This window comes from Shewanella sp. 30m-14 (genome assembly GCF_052977125.1).
Genome location: NZ_JBRILW010000009.1, coordinates 76,292 through 99,439 on the forward strand (window position 1 = coordinate 76,292; position 23,148 = coordinate 99,439).

Here is a 23,148-nt window from a genome sequence, read left to right on the forward strand (position 1 = left end):
TAAAACAATTTTTGTGCACGCGTAAATTTATGTGGAGCATTATATGACGCAAAAATGACACTAGTGTTACAGCGGTTAACTTATACTGTTCCGATTTTGAATTTGGCTATATTAGGCGTTAACCCCCTGCAAAACCAGGCAATAACGATCGACTATTTAGATAAATAAGGGAGTAATATCAAATGTTAAAATACCTAGTTACCCTACAAGCAAGCGATAGAGAAGGCTTAGTTGAGCAAATAGCCCATGCGGTTAGTCGCCATGGTGGCAACTGGCTAGATTCTGAACTACGTCATATCGATGGTATTTTTGCAGCGATCCTACTGCTGGAAGTCCCAGCCGCTCATTGGGATGAATTGATCGAAAATCTCGAGATGCTTGAGGGAGTATCGTTAACCTACTCCAAAACCAGTAAGCCACAGGCTAAAATTAAGCATGTAAGTTACTCCCTCGTTGCCTATGACAGACCGGGGTTAGTACATGAAATCTCAAATAAAATTAGTGCACTTGGGATCAATATTGAGCATATGAGCACACGTTACGAGAGTGCCAGCCATTCGGGTATAGCCCTGTTCAGAGCCGATTTTAATGTGGGAATGAAAGATGCGAATGATGAAGAGCAATTGACCCAAGCGCTCCACAGCATAGGTGATGATGTACAGCTAGATAAGCTGTCAGCGTAACCTTAACACAAGCCTGACTCGCCGCAGAGTCAGGCTTGTGTTAAAAAAGGGGCTAGATGTCGGTCTCATAGTCTTCGTAGTCGTAATCTGCTTTATTGGTATTTAACTCCCCTGTACAAATCAGATAACTAAAAGCCAAGCAATGGCATCAATAACGTCGGCATTAGGCTGTAAATTGGTTACATTGACGGCAGTTAAATGCTCATGCTAGCATCGGCGGCGATCAACTCTTTAATCAACTTAAACATCTGAAAAATAAGCTTTAAAAAATCAATAAGGACGTTCTTCGTCATTAAAATGGAATAAAATATCAACATTACTTATCTGCGCCGCATTAGTGTTTTTCCTGCTATTTGCAACGTTAGTAGTCGGTTCGACTCAACTTGTCTCATCAAAGCTAAATGCAGATAAAGAGTACAATCATCTTAAGTACCCCATTCATATTGTTCTGGTCGAAGAAAATGAGTTTGCCTATACTTATTCAGCAGAAAAAGGACAGCAGTTACTGCCACCAGGTACACATTTTACCCTTGATCTGCAGGTAGCTTTATTTAATACCTCTGCAAGAACGATAGAAATCAATCAACCACCTCTACTCGCTAAAGATATTGCTCATAGAGATTATCACTTAACCTTGAGCATGAGTTATCAGCTCGACAGTAAGCAGATCCCACAAGTCATTCCAACAAAACACATCGACACCGAAGCCAAGCATATTAGTGCAGCTGCATTTAGAAACACCATCGCAAGCTACTACTTGGCAAAAGACCTGCCTAAGTTTCAACAAGAGGCATGTGATGATTTGAAAAAACGCATTCAACAAAATCTATTAGCCCAAGGCTATCTGCTAACAACAATACATTTTGGCAATTTAACGACTCGAGACAATCCAAAACTGGAGTTAAGCCTCGGTCAATGCTAACCCCCTAAAATAAGTGCCTAAACCAGGTTTACGCACTTATTTTAACCGAACCTATTCGCTCATCAATCCCGGCTTACTTTGCGACTTGTCCTCGCGCCTTTAAATCAGCGAGAATTATTTTTGGCGCTTACAAGTCAGTACCATGTATCCCCATATCATAATCATTGTAATGTCATAGCTCTGAACTCTGAGCCATAAGCTAGATGTCATTGCAATCAAGCATTCCCACACTAGCAATCGAAAAAACCATTCCAAAGCTGGTATAACAATCTGTTAGACTAAGCGTAAATCTTAAAAAGAATTAAAATGTCATGCTTGGAACCTTAAGAAAAATGCGCAGCCACTTGGATGAGAATCATCTAGTGCAATATCAGCTACCTGTTGGCGAAGAGTTACTGGATCTAAATCCATTAATTGGTCAACAACTGACGTTAACTCATACCGGTAAAATCCTCTGTTGTAGCTGTGGTAAGAAAACTAAAAAGAGCTATTCACAAGGCCACTGCTATGTGTGCATGCAAAAACTTGCGAGTTGTGACATGTGTATTATGAAGCCAGAAACGTGCCACTACGCTGCGGGCACCTGTCGTGAGCCATCTTGGGGTGAGGCTAACTGCTTCGTACCACACTATGTGTACTTATCAAATACCTCAGGTGTAAAGGTCGGTATTACCCGCCATACCCAGCTACCTACCCGTTGGATAGATCAAGGTGCAACTCAAGGCCTGCCTATTTTTAAGGTAGAAACACGCCTACTTTCAGGTTTAGTTGAAACCGCGCTAGCTGAAATGATTGCCGATAAAACTAACTGGCGCACCATGCTTAAGGGCAACGCCGATGACTTAGATCTAAAGCAACAGGCCGCAACGTTAATTCCCCATATAGCAGAGCGTTTAAAAGAGATCACTGCAGAGCACGGCGAGTTTGCAGTGTCGAAGCTTGACGAGCAAATTCAAACAATTAACTACCCAGTTAGTGTGTTTCCAACCAAAATCAGCTCTCATAACTTTGATAAAAAACCTGAAGTATCGGGAGTATTACAAGGTATTAAGGGCCAATATCTAATCTTTGATACTGGTGTGATTAATGTGCGTAAATTTGGCTCTTACGAAGTCAGTGTGAGTTATTAACCCTAGCTCACAGCTATAACGTCAAACAAAAATGCCCTCTAAGCAGGGCATTTTTATTGCTGAGGTGAAGTTATATTCATTGCGCGTTGATTATCGTCTAAACGGCTAAATCTAAGCCACTAAATCCAAACTGCCGTTCTAAGTGGCTGGATCTAAGTGGCTGGGTTTAAGTGGCATCAGGAAACTGCCCTAAGATTTGCAGCTTACCTTTTTTGCTTACGCCAACCACACCTAGAGTTTGGCTACCGACGCTATCATAAGTAAGCTCAATTGATTTAAGCTCTCCCTTAGGGACACTGATACTCCGGCTCGACAACCCTTTTGTAAGGATCCCGAGGTTATCAACCTCCTTCTTACTGCCATCAGCCATTATCAATACGATTTTATGTAAGTTAACCGTCCCCTGAATGCACTTCATCTTTATGTGACTAACCTGCTTTTCAGTTTTTTTCGGTGTGACGGTATCGGTTTCCGTTTTGTAGCTGACCGTTTTTTCACTGATCTGGCTCCACTGTCCAGCGTAGGCGTTTACGCTACACACAAACCCAAAAATCAAGGCTGGAACAATTAAAAACTTCATCGTAATCTCCCTTTACTCTTACTATTCAAATTGTCAGTCACGGTGCAAAAGCCTGGGCTTACCAAGCAGACTTTTAAACAACCGGCACAGGTTTTAGCATAGTCGAAAGCAACTGTTCAAAACGTTGCTCTCTTTGTTCAGGGGTTTTATCTAGCTCAGTAAAACCTTGTGCGAGCACTCGCCAAACCGGCATTGGATTATTAGGCGTAAATAGCGCTACTAACACTGAGCCTTTTTCATATTTATCATCGACCCCTTGCGTAGATAAACCGGCAACTAAACCTGCCCGTTTTAATATTTCTTTATCACTCATTTCTGACTCTAACGCCAAGCCAAATCCAACCAATACACCTGGAGTTTCATTGGCTCTTGCTAAATGATACCCCTTGGCCTCCATAGACTCCGTAATAGCATGCTGCATATGATTGATAACGACTTGATTATCGATTTCGTCACTAGCATGTACAGCAAACATAGTTGGGTGCCAGGCAAAGGCTGTAGAAGATTTGTTTAATAGAGCAAGGTTCCCTGTCGTCACCATCGTTGTGCGTGTCGCAGCCATTTCAGCTTCGACATTGTCAGAGCTTGTACAGCCAGCTAAAAAAGACAGCCCGAACACTATCAAAAAGATATATTTTTTAATCATAAGTTGAAAATCCCTCTATTTATCTTGCACCAGCGTAACAGGTTAAACATTAACCTAACCTGACTTGCAGTGCACTGTCGACCATTAACGGTTGATTTACGAGCGCCTTTAGACTGATTTTATTCACAAATAAAAAAACCGACTCCTTTGAGTCGGTTTTTACTAAGCAAATGTTTTGCTTCTGAGCGAAAGAAACTTGTCCCGTCTTACTTAATATTAACCACTAAGCTTGCACCGCTGCTTGATGGTGCACCATCAGCGCTGATGTAGTACCAACCTTCTGCTGGAGCACTAATCGTCAAGCTTTCGCCATTACCTTGGTTTTCAGACTTAACTTCATACGAGCTTGGGTTTGCCCATGTTTGGCTATTGCCATAAAGATTAACATCGCCGCTACCGTGGCCACTTGCAACACTCACTTCTTCTGTTCCTGCTGGCACATAGAAGTAGTAGCTAGAGTGACCATCTTCGATACAAATCGCTTCACCAAACTCGACACCGCCATAACCGTATGGAGATTGTGTTGCACAAGCATCAGCAACAGCTACCGGAGTGGTTCCTGTATCGCCGCCTTCTGTAAGGCTAACTTTAAGGCTTACACCATTAAAATCTTGGTACGCTAGTAAGCTGATATATACCCAACCACGGTTAGCTATCACGCTTAGCGACTCTTCGTTACCATCATTTTCTGATCTCGCATCAAAGTCTAATGGCTTAGCCCAAATATCTTGGTTAAAGAACAAATCAACATCACCTTCACCACCCGATGTTGTGATATAAAGCGGCGTATTATCTTCTTCAACATAGGTGTAGAAGTAATTAATATCGCTGCCTTCAACACACTCAACATTTTCTTGAGTTAGCTTGCCATCTCTAATAGTGGCTGCGCCGCAATGCTCAACTGGGTCAACTGGCCCATCAGTATCAGCGTTATCACCAATTCCATCACCGTCAGAATCAGCCCACTCAGTAGGATCTGTTGGGAAGACATCAGCGTTATCACCTACGCCGTCACCATCGGTGTCTGACGTTTCAGTTGGATCGTTCGGGAACGCATCTTGACTATCAGGTACGCCATCGCCATCAGAGTCAACTGGCGGAGTAATACCGGTGTCAATTGAATCATCATTACTGGTCACTGATCCCAACCAAGTATTCCATTCACTATTATAATTTTGGCCAATCGTATTATCGATATAAGTTAACCAGCCATCGGCATCACCGCCACGCGCTAGCACCAATAAGGCATCAACATCACTTCTGTGGTTTTCGAATAGGAAACGAACCGCTAAGTAACCCCAGCCGTAAACACGGTCCGAACCACTGTTATAAGTATTCGCCAAAATCTCACTTAGGCTGTAAGCCTGTGAGCGCCCCATATCAACAGCCCCATCGTTACGATTTTGCTTAGAAATATACTCGGCTAAACCTTCAGTCCACCAAACTGACTTACCCGTATCAATATCAAAGTAGTTAAATGCGCCATAAAGGTTAAAACGACCATCTAAATAATGAACATACTCATGCTTGAGGTTCCACACCAAGATCTCATCAGTCCAAGTTGCTTCATGAGCAATAAATCGTGCCTGGTTGCCCTCTTGCGACGGCGTACCTTCTAAGTACATGCCACCATTGTTAGTGTTAATTCCAAAGATGACGCTGGCATACTGCGCATAATCATCATAACTATCGAAAATATTGACCTCAAGACTCTCATTTAAGTCATCAGCAACAGGCTGGTAGCCAGTAGCGAGTACATTATGGAATAGTGTTTCTTCACCGCCCATCAAATCACATGATGCTTGAAGCTCATCATTGGTTAACTGTTGCGCACGAATATAGATAGTGTCACTACAGTTGTAGTTTATAGGTAGAGCCGTTTGCTCAAGCTCCTCTTCCCAACCACAAATACCAAACTGCTCACAGTCACCTGGATTGTAATAATCAAGGTAACCCGCGGCGTCAGCCCACTGTGCAGACATGCGCTCAAATTTACTCATGTAAAGCTGCACACCGTCATTAAGACGTGTTTTTAAGCTTTGAGGTAGATCCCAATAGGCTTGATACTCATAGAAACGACCAAATTCATGAAAGGCGTCCGTTGATTCATATTGGTAATTAGAGTTTATAATGTAATCGGCTGTCGCGATATTCAGCAACGCATCAATCAGCTCACCATGTTCCATGGCTTTACTGTTGTAGTCTTCTTCCCAGCTACCGTAATAAAGCGTAGTTAGGGCACTGGTCATTGCTGCACGGTGGCGATTGCTTGCCAAAAAGTCTGCATTAAACCTTTGTAAGTAATCGGTGATCACTGGCACGCTTTCTAAAACACGATCAGCACTCGCCCATGAAGTGAAAAACTCCATCAAGGTGTCACCGGCAGTCGAGCTTAAATCAAACAATTTGGGGTTTTTCGAATACTCAACTAACGCCCCATAAACTGCATCAGCCGCCTGTGTATCACCGTAGGTTAAATCGTCATTATAAAACTCAATATAAAAGGCGCCGCGTAAAAAATAGAACAGGTTACGCATTTCATTGCCATTGCTGCTGTCATAGGTAGCGGCAATATTTTTTACCTGGTTCGCAACAGAAACTACATTTGCAGTTTGGTAAGCCGCAACCGATACCGCATCATTTCTAGAATAAAGCTCTGAGATACAAGAGATGTCGGCTTGTCGAACAAAATCAAATAATGCTTGACCACTTAAATCGGCAAGCTCACTACTACACATGTTCTCTTCTGCTTCAGCTGCAGGGCCTACAGCCCCCATTGGGCCTTCAACTTTCTTTTGTTTATTTTTATCTATGTTCTGACGCTGGGTCTTTTCAGCATTTTGTTGCTTACCAGGCACATTCGCGCCCTTTTCAAAACGACTTTTTAAGTCATTACCGTGTGCCGCTTTGGTGGTTTCTTTCGCTGTTGGCGCGACTTCCCCAGATGCTAATGCAGCACTAGGAAAGAGTATAGCGGTGCAAGCTAATGCTAAAGCATGTACTTTAAAAGTACCTTTGTTAGCTTGTACTTTAGATGATTCTATTGACATATTTGACTCCAATTATTATCGCGACTTTGTCGTAAAATCACCTAAAGCTTCAAAGTGATCTATTAACCTGTATTCGGTAAGGTCTTGCACGATTGAGATTGTATTATTCTTATATTGTTAATCTTTTGTTAAAAAAGATTGGTTAATTTATAATTTATACAATATCCATAATCAAGTGATAAATATGGGTGAGCATGCATATAGAGCGCTATTTGATGAATGAACATTCAAGAGTCAAAGAAGTGACTCCCCCATTAACAATGACATTGCCTGTAGGTGAGTCTAGAAGGTACGTGGATTGGTATAAAAAACAGCCAACAGCAAAGACTAAACCGTCAGTATTAAGCCAATCGAATAAGCGTAAAAAAGCTAATCTTAAAACGATAAAGTCTTCATTCAATAACAAATTAGAAGCAGCAGACAAAATACACAACAGCGATATTAGACGCTCCTTTGTTATCGAACACTCCCCCTTTCAATCTGAGATAAAGAGCGCTTAACTTCCAATTCATGTTGCAGATATTAGCCATATAAAAATGAGTCAAATAAAAAAAACGCCTAAAGATTAAGCCTAACAATCTGCTTTTAACGACTAAATATGCAAGTATTAAACTTTGATTACACCGATATAATAAAAAAAGATAACTTATAACCCTTTCGTGACAACATCCTGATTACAACTCCGCTAGATAATATTTTCCTCCAGGCTGACTATCACGCTAGAATGCATTTTCCTTTAGTTTGTTCTCTGTTACTCGTTTACGGGGCCCTTTCAGGTTTAATATTATGGAACTCATTTTTACCATTGCACTATTTGCCTTTTCATCGGGGATCACCCCAGGCCCAAACAACATCATGCTAATGTCTTCAGGTGTTAACTTTGGGGTTAAGCGCAGCCTGCCTCACTTATCTGGTATTTGTATTGGCTTTCCGGCAATGGTGTTGGCCATTGGTTTAGGCCTCAGTGCAGTGTTCCAAAACTACCCTGTTTTACATAGCATTATTAAGTATATCGGTATCGCTTATATGCTCTATCTAGCCTGGTTGATTGCTAATAGCAGCGCCAAGATGAATGGCAAAGATACGACCGCCCCACTGTCTTTTATGCAGGCCGCCGCTTTTCAGTGGGTCAACCCTAAGGCATGGATAATGGGAATAGGCGCTGTTGCAACTTTTACCACCATGAGCCAGGCACTTGCACCGCAAGTCGTCACGATCGCGTTAGTCTTCTTTTTTATTGCTGTACCAAGTGCATTTGTCTGGTTAGGTTTTGGTGTCGCATTGAAACGATTATTAAAGAACCAAAGACAGCAAAAAATATTTAATGTCACTATGGCACTCTTGCTTGTGCTATCGATCCTGCCTATGATCGCGCCATAACTCCTTCAAGGCTGCATCTGATGACTCAGATAATCGATAACGAATTACAAGCATACGCAACAGAAACTGAAAACTGGGTAAAGCAAGTGATTATGAAATATAACATTTGCCCATTTGCCCGGCGTGAAGTCGAGCGCGCGAGTATTCGCTATGCCGTCATTGATGAGTCTCGCATGCAAGATGTACTGCAAGCGCTTATTACAGAGTGTGCTTATCTTGATGAACACACTGATATTGAAACCACACTGTTTATCATCCCACGTGGTTTTGAAGGCTTTTACCTTTATTTGGATTTAGTCGATATTGCCAATGACCTGTTAATCGAACAAGGTTATGAAGGTGAATATCAGCTAGCGAGTTTTCATCCCGATTATTGCTTTGAAGATGAACCGCAAGACTCTGCAGCAAACTATACCAATCGCGCGCCTTATCCGACGTTGCACATTATTCGCGAAGCCAGTATGGAATTAGCGCTAGCGACTTATGATGAGCCAGAAACCATTCCTGAGCGCAACATAGCCTTTGCCGAGCGTAAAGGTACTCAGTTCTTTGTAGACTTATTAGCCCACTGTAAAAAAAGCCAATAAGCATACTCAATGGCAACGCCATGTTGGTTGTAGCCAAATCATTAATTATCAAGATTTAGGACATAAGCTTTATGGCTAAAAAGTATTACGTGGTATGGGCTGGTCGTGAAACCGGCATTTTCACTAGCTGGGATTACACTAAAAAGCTGGTCGATAAATTCCCACAAGCCAAATATAAGTCCTTCCCTAGTGAAGCCGAAGCGAAAGCTGCCTTTGCAACAGCGCCGAGTTATGGCAATGGCGTGAAAAAAACAACATCAGGCGCAGCGAAGACCAAAACGGCCGCTAAAGCCAGTCTTGATATCGACTTAAGTCGCTGCGATGTGTCTATTTTTACCGACGGTGGCTGTGAGCCTAATCCCGGCAAAGCGGGTTCTGGTGTCGCGGTTTATCATAAAGCCCAACTCACAGAGCTGTATTACGGACTTTATAATGCCAACGGTACTAATAATTCGGCTGAATTAAATGCCCTGCATCAGGCGCTATTGATTGCCGAAAAGGCACTAAAGCAGGGGCTAACGGTGCAAATTTTGAGTGACTCTCAGTACTCGATAAACTGTATCACCAACTGGGCTTACGGCTGGAAAACCAAAGGCTGGAAGCGCAAAACGGCGGGTGACATTAAAAACTTAGATATTATTCAGCAGTCCCACGCACTTTTCGATTCATTAAAGGACACGTTGGCGATTCAACATGTGGCCGCTCACGTGGGTATTGAAGGTAATGAACTGGCTGACCGCATGTCGATTTATGCCATTGATAAAAAAGATCCCGCATTCTGCCGTTACCCCGATCCGATAGTCCTCAGTGAAATCCTCAGCTTAAGAGCAGGCTAAGGCTAACGCCACGATTACATTACCGCCCAGTTGACACTTTATTACCGTTTATTCTCCTTTCGAGTTAGGTTTAAAGTGCCGGCTGTGGCACAATCGCCAGCATGAAAATCTACGCCCACATACATAGAGCCCCTATTCGCGTCATCCGTATCGGAAGACGTCGTGTTTGGCTGCGCCTAAAACGCGATATGTTAGTGTTGCAAGACGCGCTTGCTCAAGAAAAACAGGAGACTAAAGATATGTTAGTCACCTATAAGCGCCATACACGTAGACAAGCATCAAAAGAAGAACTGCTAGAAGCCAATAAGCAATTTGGCGATTTATTAAAAGGCCTTGGGCTAGGCGTGTTTGCCGTTTTACCCTTTGCACCTATCACGATCCCAATCGTGGTAAAACTGGGTAAGATTGTCGGCGTAGACGTATTGCCTAGCTCTTTTAATAATATGTCAGAGCGTAAGGCCAGTATCAAACGCGTCGCTAATGAAGCAAGATTACAATCAAGTTCTGAGCAAATTAAATAACTCTGCAATTAAGTTCTGAGCCAGTAAATCCTTTCGCCCCACCTTTCTCCCAAGTGTATAGCCTGATACTCTTAGCCTTAAGTCATTCTCATCATTAATAACAAGAAGAGTCCTTACATGAGCAACCTTATTATCTCTGGTGCTTCAGGCATCCCCTTATCTATTTTTAATAGCGACACATTTGTCGCTTGGCGCCAAGCGCAACCGCAGCGCATCCAAAACTGGCTCAACAGTACTCAATTTAACGGCAAAGGCGTAAGTTTACTTCCCAGCACTGAAGGCGAGCTAGAGCAGGTTATTTTTGTCAGCGATAGCGATGATTCGTACTGGCTATGCGGCGAGCTTGTAAACCAGCTTCCCGCAGGGCAATACCAGCTAAATGCCAATGAGCCACAGATAAAAACCGCCGCATTTAGCTGGGGACTTGGCGCATATCAATTTGATCGTTATAAGAAAAATACAAAAGAGCTACCAGTACTTATCGTACCAACGCAAGCACAAGCTGATGAAGCCAACAAGTTTATCCGCTCAGTGTCACTGGTACGCGATCTGGTCAACACTCCAGCTGCTGATATGATGCCACAACACCTTGCCGAAACAATGATAGTGATGGCACAAGAGTTTGGCGCTGAAATCACCCAGATTGTGGGTGATGAACTGCTTGAGCAAAACTACCCAACCATTCATATGGTTGGCCGCGCCAGTGAAAACCTACCGCGCTTAATCGATCTGACCTGGGGTGATGAATCAGCACCTAAATTAACCCTTGTTGGTAAAGGGGTCTGTTTTGACTCTGGTGGGCTGGATCTTAAACCGGGATCAGGTATGCGTCTTATGAAAAAAGACATGGGCGGCGCAGCGCACGTAATTGGTCTCGCGCAGCTGATTATGGCGCATAACTTACCCGTTCGATTGCGTGTATTAGTACCCGCTGTTGAAAACGCGGTATCGGCTAACGCCTTTAGACCAGGAGATGTCATCACCACACGTAAAGGCATCACTGTTGAAATCGACAACACCGACGCCGAAGGCCGCTTAGTCCTGTGTGATGCACTCGCCGAAGCGAATAACGATAAGCCTGAACTGGTGATTGATTTTGCCACGCTGACAGGGGCAATGCGCATTGCGCTAGGTACTGAGCTACCAGGCTTTTTCAGTAATGATGACGACGTGGCAGCAGGCTTTACCGCATCTGGCCTTAAAGTGGACGACCCTGTATGGCGCATGCCGCTACATAGACCTTATTTAGAGTTAACCGGTAGTGATATTGCCGACTTGGCTAACTGCGCCAAAACGCCATTTGGCGGTGCAATTACTGCCGCGTTATATCTAGAAGAGTTTGTAGATAAAGGGATTAGTTGGAGCCACTTTGACGTAATGGCATACAACGTACGTAAGTTACCGGGTCGCCCTGTTGGCGGTGAAGCCTTTGGTATTCGCGCGGTATTTGATTACCTGCAAAATCGCTTTAAAGCCTAATTAGCCTTAGCAAACATACCTATTAAAGGCCCGCATGTCGGGCCACATCTAAAACCTTACACCTCATACTCGATCGCATAGAGGATTTCGTTCACGATACGACATTAACAAGGTTAAAAAGTTCCCCTCAAAAATCCTATCAACATCACATTATTAATCAATCAAACTCTGTAGGTGCTGTGATTGCGTATTCAGTCACAATCTAAAGTCAAATTATGGATATGATTCATGCTCCTAGTCCAATGTCGGATTATGAACATGAGAATAAAAAAGTGAAAAAGCTAAAGTTATCTATTTTAATTGGTGCGTTACTTGGCGCACCTACGGTTGTAATGGCAGATGAATTCAAACCTTCTGTTGATTTAGGTGGTGCAGTTAAGGTTAAGTACTTCGTTGATGATGGCAATGAAGCCTCTAAATCAAATGGCGGCACATTCGCATTTGATGCATTAGAACTTGATATCGATAGTCAGATTAGTGAAAACTGGACAGCAAGTGCTAAGTACGTTTTCAAAAACTCTTCAAGCAACCATTTCATTAAATACGCTTATGCTGCGTACAATGGTGTTGAAGATTGGCAGTTCCAGGGCGGTGTTATCAGCAAGCCATTTGGTAATAAGAGCTTCATCTCACACAACTGGTGGGAAAGTATCAACTACTACATGGGCTTTGAAGATGACTACGATTTAGGTGCTAAAGCTATCTATAACACAGGTAACTGGACATCTGAAGTTGCCTTCTTCAAGAACAGTGAATACTCGTCATCAGATACCCGTGGTTACGCTGCTGATGGGTTTACAGGTTCTGTAGGTGACAACACCTATAACAACGAAGAAACCAACACATTCAACATTCGTCAGTCCTACGTTTTAGACTTTGATAAGTTAACTGTACAACTTGGTGCGTCTTTAGAATATGGTCAGTTATATGATGACGGTATGCGCAATAACGTTAATACAGGTAAAGACGGACACGGTACATCGACAGCTTATGCTATCCACTTAGATGCTCAGTACAGCGGTTACCAGCTACAGCTACAGATGGTCGATTATGACTATGACCAATTCGATAACGAAGACAAGAATGGTCTATACGCAATGAAGATGGGTGGCGGCGCTTATGAAGTTGCAGCTAAAGGCCAAATCTTTGCTGCGAACGTTGCCAAGACTATCGGTTATGACTGGGGCACTGTGACGCTTTATAACGATTACAGCCACTTGACACCAAACACTGATGTTAACGCTAGCCTAAATGACTCAGTGATCAATACCACTGGTATGAGCATTGCAGTATCTGACTTCTACATTTTTGTCGATCATATCTACGGTAAGAATGCAGTATGGATTGGCGGTCAACAAGGTCTTGGTATCGAAAATCAAGATGATGATTTCTACTCACTATTTAACGTCAGTGTTAGCTACTACTTCTAATATTGATGGTTAGGCGACGTATTTTATAAGTTGCTATCACGCAAGGCGGACAAGCGTTTTATTACCTTTCAGCCTTGCGTGATCTTTACAGCCATTATTATATTCAAACTACTCCACCGCACTTTGCTTGATTCAGTGCTATGTATGAGTGCTATGTATAAGTGCTGTGCTTAAGTTCTCGCTTTAGAACATGCCGCGCTTCACACAGCCCCTACCCCACAAATTTAGCTTTCACAGCAAAGCGCTCTGCTCTATGCTGTCATCTTACATAAAACAGCAATAAATCTGATAACTTATGGCTGCATTCTAGGGCTTACCTTGGTCAGTTTTAATCAATGTAGCTAACTGAAATAATGACTCAGCTTTACACTCAATTGACAGCAGGATGCTCAATATGAAACTCGCAATACTTCCTCTTCTCGCCTTCATCACCTTTTCTAGTCAGGCTTATGCAGAACCCGCTTCTGCAGAAAGTGTTAAGCAGCTAATGCATAAAACCGGAGCAGGAGAGCTAGGCATACAAGCCATGAACCAGATGCTACCTGCACTAAAAAACTTAGTTCCCGATGCGCCTGAAGCATTTTGGAGCGACTACATGGCAGAGTTTAATCCAGACGATTTGATTAAAATGACGGTGCCGATTTACCAAAAGTATCTTACTGAAGAGGAAGTTCAAGCCCTTAACGCTTTCTATGACACACCAGCAGGAAAGAAACTAATAAAAGTACAACCTCAGATCATGCAAGAGTCGATGATGGCAGGTCAACAATGGGGTCAAGCTGTTGCACAAGATGTGATGACCAAATACCAAATGCTAAAGCAATAGTCACTACTTAGCTCGCTGTAGTCCTTATAGCAGTCTGTATAAGAGAATGTTCTACTTCAGCGTATTTTGGGCAAACAACGTCAAAGAACCTAAATGGTGGAGTGGTTATGCCCTTAGGAAAGCATTCAACGCAGAAGTCAGCTACAAATCACGCCTAAAAAGCTGAGCTGTAAAGTTTGCACTAGAACTAGAACTAGCATTACCGGATGCGAAAACATCCGGTAATTGCTTGAACACCCGTAATTGTTAAATATTAACGATTAACTGATAGGAGACTCAAAACCTTCAGGCTTTAATGCCACTAACGAGCACGTAATCGATTGCAAAATATTTTCCGCAGTATTACCGATAACAAAGCCTGGAATACCAGTCCTTGCCAAAGTTCCCATCACTAAGATATCCACATCCTTTTGGTTTACAAACTCGGGAATTTGAACATCAGCAGCACCTTGCAGATGGTGAATGATAATGTCACCGCCAATACCAGATTGCTCAATGAGGCTATCTAATGCTTCACGATGACGCACCTTTGAGGCTTCAAGCTCTGTGTTAAGTTCGTCCTGATCAATTTTAATCCACAGACTGTTTCTCAGGTAACTTTCGAGTTGATACTCCCAACAAGACAAAACATGTAATCGATAATCACATCGGTTAGCAATATCTCGTGCTAACTGCAACATTCTGAGTGAAAGTGCGTTTTCTTCAAGACTTGTACTAATCGGATCTATCGCAACGGCAACTTGTCGTTTATCCAGCGGTTGATGGACTGAACGATTAAGCCAAACAGGGCATGGGCATTTTCGCAATAATGTCATATCGATAGCCTTGAATCCTTCACCAGTTTCAGACAAAGGTTCGGCATCTTTAATCAACAGATCATACTTATGCTTCAGGATATGTTTAATAATGTTTACCGCAGGTTTTTCGCCACTAAATACCTCTAAAGGTAAGGGAGTATCAGGCTCTGCAATGTGATTTAGCAGTCTGCTTTTATCTATTTGTTGATTGACGGTTTGCCGCAGGGCATTTTCATAAGTCTCTTGATATTGATTAATATTGTGATTGTGATTGGTATTGAGTGAGTTAGATGAGAGTGGCGGGCAAACAATCAAGCCTTTCAACTGTGCATTATTGGCTTGAGATAATCGTAGAGCTTGCCCTATTGAGTCACTGTCACTCGGTAATCCTTGACTAACAAATAATATATTCTTGAAGCTTTTCATCTCTACCTCCGTGATGTAGTGCACGCTGAGGGCTGTCATTAAGTTTTACCAGGAAATTGGCTTCAATAAATTGGGCGTCCGACGCTAAACTTAACATCGGTGTTATCAGCCCAAACATCTCGAATCCTTTATTCCATAGCGACAACAACACAGCTAAACGTAACAGGTTCTTTCAAGTATTGTTCTACGCAGGAAAATTATCCAATATGAAGTGTGAATAGATGCTCGGTAGGAAAACAAGATGAAAACTCATAACATCGCTACGGCAAGACCGAGTTATTGAGCTGCTATTTACAAATAAAGGTCAATTGTATGAATCAACGCTGAGGAGTATGAGGAGAGGATGATACTGCGCATGGCCATTCCTCATTCGTATCGTTAGCAGCTGGTCGATGAAGGCTAATTTAGTAATGGGAACGACAAGAAATTATAGTAATGGCTTGATCAACCTTAATAACCCCTGAATAGTAATTAAAACGATTAAACGATTAAACGGTTAAACGGTTATGTATAAAAATAGATCCGTCATTTTCCCTTGGTAATTAGCAAACCGACAAAATCAGTTGGTAGTTAAAGTACGACATAATCGCTTGGTGATCACACACAGCCTCAGTTGTTACAAACTCATTTTTGGACCAAAGCTATCCAGCACGGCGAATATGGCAAAGCCATGTGCTAATAAGCGAGAGTTAGGGTAGCGAACGAGCCGTTAAACACGGATGTTATTGGGACACGGTGATCACAAAGAAGAGCTACAGTCGAGGTCAGTTAAGCTCTTCATCGTTAACTTTATCTTTAGCTATAGCTTCGTGTTCTTCGTGAAAGCACAGCGCTCCGTGGTGAGATGAGTGCTTTAAAATAGAGTTATGTCGACGCTACATTGTAAGTGTTAGCGAAACCATTTTGGTAAATGTCTAAATTAGGCATCTAAGTTAGACATCTAGTCACAGTGACAAAACGTAGGCTAAGCACATGTTTCAGACACAAAAAAGCCCGATTGCTCGGGCTTTTTTATAACGCGATTAACAAGCGCTATCGATAAGGTGCTCAATTGGCCTCTCTATTGGATAAAGAGACAAGGTCTATAAATTTAACCTTCGATACCTTTGCTCGCTAGGAACTCATCATAAGTACCTTTGAAATCATTCACGCCATTTGGTGTAATTTCAATAATACGGTTCGCTAGTGACGATACAAACGCGCGGTCATGGCTGACGAACATTAGTGTACCTTCGTACATTTCTAGTGCGTTGTTCAATGACTCGATTGATTCCATATCCATGTGGTTAGTTGGTTCATCAAGTAGCAAGATGTTTGGCTTTTGCATAATGAGCTTACCAAACAACATACGGCCCTTCTCACCACCAGACAGCACTTTTACAGACTTCTTGATGTCGTCTGAACCAAACAGCATACGGCCTAGGTAGCCACGTACTGACTGGTCGTCATCTTCTGGTTTGCGCCATTGGCTCATCCAGTCAAACAAGGTCATGTCGTTAGCAAAATCTGACTCGTGATCCTGTGCGTAGTAACCAATCGCCGAATTTTCAGACCATTGGATAGTACCTGAATCTTGTGGGATATCGTGTACAAGAGTACGTAACAGTGTTGTTTTACCTACACCGTTGTCGCCCAAGATCGCAATACGCTCGCCCACTTCTGCAATGATATTAAGATCTTTAAATAGCGGGTGATCGAAGCCTTTCGTTAAGTCTTCAACAATTAGAGCGTTACGGAACAACTTCTTCTCTTGTTCGAAACGAATAAATGGGTTTACACGGCTAGATGCCTTAATTTCATCAAGCTTGATCTTATCGATAAGCTTGGCACGTGATGTAGCTTGCTTTGCTTTAGATGCGTTAGCAGAGAAACGTGCAACGAAGCCTTGAAGCTCAGCGATTTGCGCTTTCTTCTTAGCATTATCAGACATCAAACGCTCGCGAGACTGCTGCGCTGCCATCATGTATTCATCGTAGTTGCCTGGGAATACGCGTATATCACCGTAATCTAAGTCAGCCATGTGAGTACAAACAGAGTTCAAGAAATATCTATCGTGCGAGATGATAATCATGGTGCTGTTACGTTGGTTTAGCATCTCTTGCAACCAGCGAATGGTGTCGATGTCCAAGTTGTTGGTTGGTTCGTCAAGTAGCAGTACATCTGGATCTGAGAACAATGCCTGAGCCAAAAGTACACGTAGCTTAAAGCCTGGTGCGATTTCGCTCATTAGTCCGAAATGCTGTTCAACACCAATACCCACGCCCATAAGTAGTTCGCCAGCACGAGATTCAGCGGTATAACCGTCCATCTCAGCGAACTCCATTTCTAAATCAGCGACTTTAATGCCGTCTTCTTCAGTCATTTCTGGTAGTGAGTAAATACGGTCACGTTCTTGCTTCACTTTCCAAAGCTCTGCGTGGCCCATGATTACGGTATCAACTACGTTGAACTCTTCGTAACCAAATTGGTTCTGGCTTAGCTTACCTAAACGTTCGTTCACGTCTAATGAAACGTTACCACCTGTTGGCTCTAAATCGCCAGCAAGGATCTTCATAAAGGTTGATTTACCACAACCGTTAGCGCCGATCAGACCGTATCTGTTTCCGCCGCCAAACTTAATTGAGATGTTTTCAAACAGCGGCTTAGCGCCGAACTGCATGGTGATATTAGCTGTAGTAATCAAAGTGACAATTCCGCTTTTGGTTATATGATTAACGTCATCATAGATAAAACAAAAGCCAGTAATGCCAGATCATGGCAATTCCAAGATCCAACCTACTGGCCGAAGGCCGACGCAAGTGCGCATCGAACCCGTAAAATTAAGCGCGATACTATAGCATTTTAGCCTAATTTATCAACTACCAATACTCTGTTGCAGCGACTTTTAAACGCATCTGCTTATTATCTTTACACATAGAGCAAACCTCAGTCGCGAAAGCCAACAACACATTAATCATTAGTGCTTAGCAACACTTTATCAACGGCATCATTTTAATCTCTGTTTGCGTAAGCGATTAGCGTTAGTTACCACCGTCAGTGACGATAATGCCATCGCAGCTCCAGCAACCACAGGGCTGAGTAAAATCCCGGTGAATGGGAACAGCACACCTGCCGCAATGGGGATCCCTAAGCTGTTATAAATAAACGCGCCAAACAAGTTCTGCTTGATATTCGTCATGCTTGCTCGTGCCAGCGCCAAAGTGTCACTAATCACCATGAGTCGTGTTGATAACAACGTAAAGTCAGCACTCTCGATGGCAACTTCTGTACCACTGCCCATTGCAATACCGACATCGGCGCTCATTAGCGCTGGCGCATCATTAATGCCATCACCAACCATAGCAACTACTTCACCTGCTTGCTGTAATTCGAGCACCTTTTGCTGTTTCTGCTCGGGAAGCACCTGAGCAAATACGCTATCAATACCCACTTTGTCAGCAACTGCTTGAGCTGTTAGCGGGTTATCCCCAGTCAATAGCACGACCTTTAACCCCTGCCTTTTCATTGCCGTCACCGCTTGCGCCGCATCGGCTTTTATCGGGTCGCTGATTGAAACTATGGCTACCAGCACACTATCCATCGCTACAAATACGGGGGTTTGCCCCTGACTCGCAAGCTCTGACACCTGTTTTTGATAGCCCGATAAGTCAGCTGGATCTAACCCTGCTTGTTGCATTAGGCTCATATTACCCACGGCATATTGACGTCCAGCAACAACCCCAATAATCCCTTTTCCTTGCACATTGCTAAAGCTGTCTGGCTCATTGAGCGTAATCGATTGCCGCTTTGCCTCGGTAATTATCGCGCTGGCAAGTGGGTGCTCAGAATGTTGCTCTAAGCTGGCCACATGTTCGAGTAAGCTCAATTCATTGACGCTGTTATCCAATAGCAACATCTCTGTCACCTCAGGTGAGCCCTGAGTCACTGTGCCTGTTTTATCTAACACCACTGTTGTGATCTTACTGGCGGTTTGCAACGCTTCACCATTTCTGACTAAGACGCCCATCTGCGCGGCGCGCCCTACCGAGACCATAATCGACATCGGTGTGGCTAAGCCTAATGCACAGGGGCAAGCAATAATCAATACACTGGTTAACACAACTAACGCATGAGATAACGCGGGCTCAGGGCCCACTAGGTACCAGATAACCGAGCTAGCTATCGCAATGACGACAACCACGGGCACAAAGTATGCTGATATTTTATCGGTTAAGCGCCCAATGGGCATCTTAGATACTTGCGCTTGCTGCACTAGTTCAATAATTTTTGAGAGCTTAGTATCTTCAGCAACAGCTGTGACCTGATAGATAAGGCTACCGTTACCGTTAACCGTCCCAGCACTAATGGTATCAGCCTGCGCCTTGTGCACAGGGACTGGCTCACCCGTTAACATCGACTCATTAATAAATGTCTCACCGCTTATCACTACACCATCGAGTGCGACTCGGTCTCCCGGACGCAGTCTTAAACGATCACCTATGTTTAGCTGATTAATTTCAACCTCTTCATCACCCGAGTCACTGACTCGTATTGCGGTTGTGGCCTGTAGCCCTAATAAACGCTGCACCGCTTCGCTGGTTTTACCGCGAGCGCGTAGCTCTAATGCGTGACCGAGATTAATTAACCCTAAGATCATGACACTGGCTTCAAAATAAACGTGCCTGGTATCGGTAGGAAACCACTGCGGCGCAGTTACCACCATCATCGAATAGATCCAAGCAGCGCTCGTACCTAAAGCGATAAGCGTATCCATATTCGCGCTTTTAGCCTTAATGGCACGCCACATACCTTGATAAAAATGCCTGCCTGTTAGCGCCATCACCAACAAGGTGATAATACCCACTATGCCCCAAGCTAACTGTTGATTAGCGCTGTTGACCATCATCTCGCCGCCGAGTAAGCCCCACAACATTAATGGCACACCAAGCCCTAAACCTACGGCGGCCTGCAACATTCTTAAGCGATACTCTTTACGCTCATCTTCACCTTTTTGCGCAGCGCCGCTTTGGGCGTCGATGACAAGCTCACTGTCATAACCCACACTGCTTACGATTGCTATCGCTTTTTTCGCTGAGATCTCACCTGACACTAATACTAATTTATCGGCTAAATTCACCCTTGCCGATAAGCTATGGTTATTGCCGTCGCTCTGGTCTTGATTAACGTTGTCGAATGCGGACTCAATCTTTGCGACACAACTAGCGCAGTTCATTTTAGGCACGTACAGATTGATATTAGCCATGAGAATATTCCCCGATTTGTTTCTTGATTAAACTAAGCGTAATGTCTCCTATAAGGGGAGAGTCAAACCGAATTTTTATTTTCTTATAGGAGCTGAGTATTAATGAAGATTGGTGAAGTAGCAAAACTCACAGGTTTATCGGTAAAGAGCATCCGTTACTACCATGATATCGGTTTAGTCATGGGTCAAAGGGGAGATAATGGCTACCGAGAATACAGCGACAGTGCCGTTAACGCGCTGCAATTTATCCAGCACTGCCGAGCATTAGGCTTTGCACTGGAAGATTGCAAAGCGTTACTTGAGCTGCAAAATAACACCAGTCGTAATGCGGCTGATGTAAAAGAGCTTGCCTCACATCACTTGCAAGATATTGAGTTACGGATTAGCCAACTCAACATCTTACGAGAGCAACTCTCGCAGCTGATCCATGATTGCCAAGGTGGAGAACAGCCCAACTGCGCCATATTAAAGGGTCTTAGATAAAGCGCAAAAGTGGCTCATTCATTAGGTTTCCCCCTTCAAAGCCGCCCGTTATCTTCGTCGCAGATTGTCGATATTATCAATGGCCAAAGGCGGGATGCTACCCGCTGGGGTAAAACCAAATATCTGCCCATAAAATGATAACTCAGCCTCTAACGCTTGCTTCTTGCTTTGAGGCGAGACTCTATTGGCCGCATCATCATTAAATTCAAGATAAGCAACTGGGATCCCTTTCTTTTCCACTGCTTGGTAAATAATCTGTGACTGCTCTGCAGGAATAAGCGAGTCATTCACACCCTGAATAAGCAGTAACGGCTCATTGACCCCTTTAAGGTTATACATCGCTGAGCGCTGTTTAACGTTATCCATATTGCCCAGCAAACGAGTTAGGTAACGAGACTCAAACTTATGCGCATGACGTTTAAACTCTTCCATATCGCTGATCCCAGAGTAACTTACGCCAGCACCAAAGGTGCTGTAATACGCCACAGCTGACAACGCAGTAAAGCCACCAGCACGGTTACCTCTAATGGCCAGTTTCCGGCCATCAACTGAGCCACGATTAACTAAAAACCCTGCCGCTCTCACGGCATCATTAACATCAGATTTACCCCAATTGCCATATAGGCTATTACGGTAATCTCGGCCAAAGCCCGTGCTGCCTCGGTAGTTGACATCAAACACCGCAAAGCCACGGCTGGTCCAATATTGGATATCTCGCCTAAATGCACGGCTCGCTTTAGCTGTAGGACCAGGGTGAAGCATCATGACCAATGGCGGTTCATGATCTTTGGGGCCTTGAAAGTTGGGGTTTTTAGGCAGATACAGATAGCCATGGGCGGTCTGATTATCACCGGTTGTAAAGCTCAAGCTCTGTGCTCTTGAAATATAGTTAGGATCCATAACGGTTAGCCTCGGTGTATACACTAGCTCAGCCGCGCGGCCCTGGATCTTGTAAATCCCCTTTTCAGGGGTTTCTTTTGCCCCTACAAATAGCACTTGGTTTTCATGCTGAGTAACGTAGGATATTTCTGCAAAATCAACCGCGATGGGCTCAACAATACCGTTTAAGGTATCGATACGAATGAGCTGAGCCAAGCCTTCGTGGCTAAAGCTGGCAATTAAGCTGTGCTCGTTTTCAAACGCATAACTACTTTGCCCTATTTGCCAGTCAGCAACCGCAAACTCAGCTTGTTTTTCTAGCACGATTTCAGGCTCAAGTTGCGCATCTAAGCGATAGATATTCCACCAGTTATTAAAGTCTGCAACAAAGTAAAGCTGGCCCGTCGGGCTAAACAAAGGTTGAGAGATAGAGCCTTTTTTTGGCATCTCAATTTGCCTTGAATTAACAATAACGCCCTTTGAGTCAAGATCCGCGAGCCACAACTCGGTGTTATCCCATGGCATATTAGGGTGGTTCCATGACACCCAAGCCAGCTGGGTTTGATCCGGTGAAAGAACTGGCTTTGAATAAAAGTCGGCGCCAGAGCTCAAGATCATACCTTCATCGGCATAGGACAAGTTGATCCCCACAAGACTGTTAACCGGCCCATTTTGACCACGGTGGTCTTCACGAACACAAATTAATCGAGAGGCTTTGGGGTTAGAGATGCAACCAGCGTGACGAGTACCATTAGGTGTTAATGCAAATGGCGCTTGATTCGGCGCTATTCGATACAAGATTTGATCTGAAAATTTAGTCGCAAATAGGCTATTACCAATAGCCACAAAAGGCGCGCCGCCATATTCATGCACTCGGCTGCGAATATTGAAATTTGACGACACCACTTTATTGATAGAGCCATCAAGGTCGAGTCGATAAACGCCCTTCTTGCCAGCATTATCGGCATTAGACTGCACAAAATAAATGCCTTGAGACGTGGCACGAACATCACTAATGTCATCGGCTAAATCATAGACATCTTCCGGTGTAACCGGAGACTCCCAACTCCCAAAGTCGGCAAGGGTAATACCCTCAACTTGTCTTGGCACTTCTGCAATATCAGCCTGCTTGGGCGCTTCATTACACCCCATTAGTAGCAGGAAACTGACTAAGGTGAGTATCGCTAATTTAAACGCTATCATTGTGCCTCTTAGCAGCCAATTATTAACACATAGCCAAATGATGAGAGG

Annotated in this window: 19 protein-coding genes; 12 read left to right on the forward strand and 7 right to left on the reverse strand. The window is 43.6% G+C overall.

The features are described from left to right. Positions 1–182 precede the first annotated feature (182 nt). From ACVBIU_RS08815 to ACVBIU_RS08825, 3 genes are all read left to right on the forward strand, one after another. Positions 183–683, forward strand: coding sequence for a glycine cleavage system protein R (locus tag ACVBIU_RS08815; RefSeq protein WP_447163554.1), 501 nt, complete (start codon positions 183–185; stop codon positions 681–683). Positions 684–1,020: 337 nt separating this feature from the next. Then, a complete protein-coding gene (locus ACVBIU_RS08820; protein WP_447163555.1) occupies positions 1,021–1,605 on the forward strand; it encodes a hypothetical protein in 585 nt (194 codons plus the stop codon). A gap of 311 nt (positions 1,606–1,916) precedes the next feature. Further along, the gene (locus ACVBIU_RS08825) at positions 1,917–2,735 is read left to right on the forward strand and encodes a DUF2797 domain-containing protein (protein ID WP_447163556.1); all 819 of its coding nucleotides are present in this window, start codon (positions 1,917–1,919) and stop codon (positions 2,733–2,735) included. A gap of 166 nt (positions 2,736–2,901) precedes the next feature. Here ACVBIU_RS08825 and ACVBIU_RS08830 read toward each other — a convergent pair whose 3' ends face one another. From ACVBIU_RS08830 to ACVBIU_RS08840, 3 genes are all read right to left on the reverse strand, one after another. Then, positions 2,902–3,315, reverse strand: coding sequence for a hypothetical protein (locus ACVBIU_RS08830; protein ID WP_447161537.1), 414 nt, complete (start codon positions 3,313–3,315; stop codon positions 2,902–2,904). Positions 3,316–3,388: 73 nt separating this feature from the next. Beyond that, entirely contained in the window at positions 3,389–3,961 is a 573-nt protein-coding gene (locus ACVBIU_RS08835) for a DUF4136 domain-containing protein (protein ID WP_447161536.1), read from the reverse strand. Between the two features lie 206 nt (positions 3,962–4,167). Further along, a complete protein-coding gene (locus tag ACVBIU_RS08840) occupies positions 4,168–7,011 on the reverse strand; it encodes a collagenase (protein ID WP_447163557.1) in 2,844 nt (947 codons plus the stop codon). A gap of 215 nt (positions 7,012–7,226) precedes the next feature. Here ACVBIU_RS08840 and ACVBIU_RS08845 point away from each other — a divergent pair, with 215 nt between their 5' ends. The 8 genes from ACVBIU_RS08845 (at position 7,227) to ACVBIU_RS08880 (ending at position 14,070) form a co-directional block, all read left to right on the forward strand. After that, complete coding sequence (locus tag ACVBIU_RS08845; RefSeq protein WP_447162352.1) at positions 7,227–7,511, forward strand: hypothetical protein; 285 nt, start codon at positions 7,227–7,229, stop codon at positions 7,509–7,511. A gap of 286 nt (positions 7,512–7,797) precedes the next feature. Then, positions 7,798–8,391, forward strand: a complete 594-nt coding sequence (locus tag ACVBIU_RS08850; RefSeq protein ID WP_447162351.1) for a LysE family translocator — start codon at positions 7,798–7,800, stop codon at positions 8,389–8,391. 20 nt (positions 8,392–8,411) lie between these two features. After that, positions 8,412–8,978 (forward strand): DUF1415 domain-containing protein, encoded by a 567-nt coding sequence (locus ACVBIU_RS08855; RefSeq protein ID WP_447162350.1) that lies wholly within the window; start codon positions 8,412–8,414, stop codon positions 8,976–8,978. A gap of 71 nt (positions 8,979–9,049) precedes the next feature. After that, positions 9,050–9,814: a ribonuclease H family protein gene (locus ACVBIU_RS08860; RefSeq protein ID WP_447162349.1), complete on the forward strand. Its 765-nt coding sequence runs from the start codon at positions 9,050–9,052 to the stop codon at positions 9,812–9,814. Between the two features lie 101 nt (positions 9,815–9,915). Beyond that, positions 9,916–10,335, forward strand: coding sequence for a hypothetical protein (locus ACVBIU_RS08865; RefSeq protein WP_447162348.1), 420 nt, complete (start codon positions 9,916–9,918; stop codon positions 10,333–10,335). Between the two features lie 117 nt (positions 10,336–10,452). After that, on the forward strand, positions 10,453–11,814 hold the full coding sequence (locus ACVBIU_RS08870) for a leucyl aminopeptidase family protein (protein WP_447162347.1): 1,362 nt from the start codon (positions 10,453–10,455) through the stop codon (positions 11,812–11,814). Between the two features lie 215 nt (positions 11,815–12,029). Next, positions 12,030–13,244 (forward strand): hypothetical protein, encoded by a 1,215-nt coding sequence (locus ACVBIU_RS08875; protein WP_447162346.1) that lies wholly within the window; start codon positions 12,030–12,032, stop codon positions 13,242–13,244. A gap of 394 nt (positions 13,245–13,638) precedes the next feature. Further along, on the forward strand, positions 13,639–14,070 hold the full coding sequence (locus ACVBIU_RS08880) for a DUF2059 domain-containing protein (RefSeq protein ID WP_447162345.1): 432 nt from the start codon (positions 13,639–13,641) through the stop codon (positions 14,068–14,070). 260 nt (positions 14,071–14,330) lie between these two features. Here ACVBIU_RS08880 and ACVBIU_RS08885 read toward each other — a convergent pair whose 3' ends face one another. From ACVBIU_RS08885 to ACVBIU_RS08895, 3 genes are all read right to left on the reverse strand, one after another. After that, on the reverse strand, positions 14,331–15,293 hold the full coding sequence (locus tag ACVBIU_RS08885; RefSeq protein ID WP_447163558.1) for a universal stress protein: 963 nt from the start codon (positions 15,291–15,293) through the stop codon (positions 14,331–14,333). Positions 15,294–16,383: 1,090 nt separating this feature from the next. After that, a complete protein-coding gene (locus ACVBIU_RS08890; RefSeq protein WP_447162343.1) occupies positions 16,384–17,976 on the reverse strand; it encodes an ABC-F family ATPase in 1,593 nt (530 codons plus the stop codon). Between the two features lie 303 nt (positions 17,977–18,279). After that, positions 18,280–20,535, reverse strand: a complete 2,256-nt coding sequence (locus ACVBIU_RS08895; RefSeq protein ID WP_447163559.1) for a heavy metal translocating P-type ATPase — start codon at positions 20,533–20,535, stop codon at positions 18,280–18,282. Between the two features lie 102 nt (positions 20,536–20,637). Between ACVBIU_RS08895 and cueR the strand changes: the two genes are divergently transcribed. Continuing rightward, positions 20,638–21,018: a Cu(I)-responsive transcriptional regulator gene (gene cueR / locus ACVBIU_RS08900; RefSeq protein ID WP_447162341.1), complete on the forward strand. Its 381-nt coding sequence runs from the start codon at positions 20,638–20,640 to the stop codon at positions 21,016–21,018. Between the two features lie 48 nt (positions 21,019–21,066). Here the strand turns inward: cueR and ACVBIU_RS08905 are convergent, their stop codons facing one another. Beyond that, positions 21,067–23,100 carry a prolyl oligopeptidase family serine peptidase gene (locus tag ACVBIU_RS08905; RefSeq protein ID WP_447163560.1) on the reverse strand — a complete coding sequence of 678 codons (2,034 nt, stop codon included), beginning with the start codon at positions 23,098–23,100 and terminating at the stop codon, positions 21,067–21,069. Positions 23,101–23,148 lie beyond the last annotated feature (48 nt).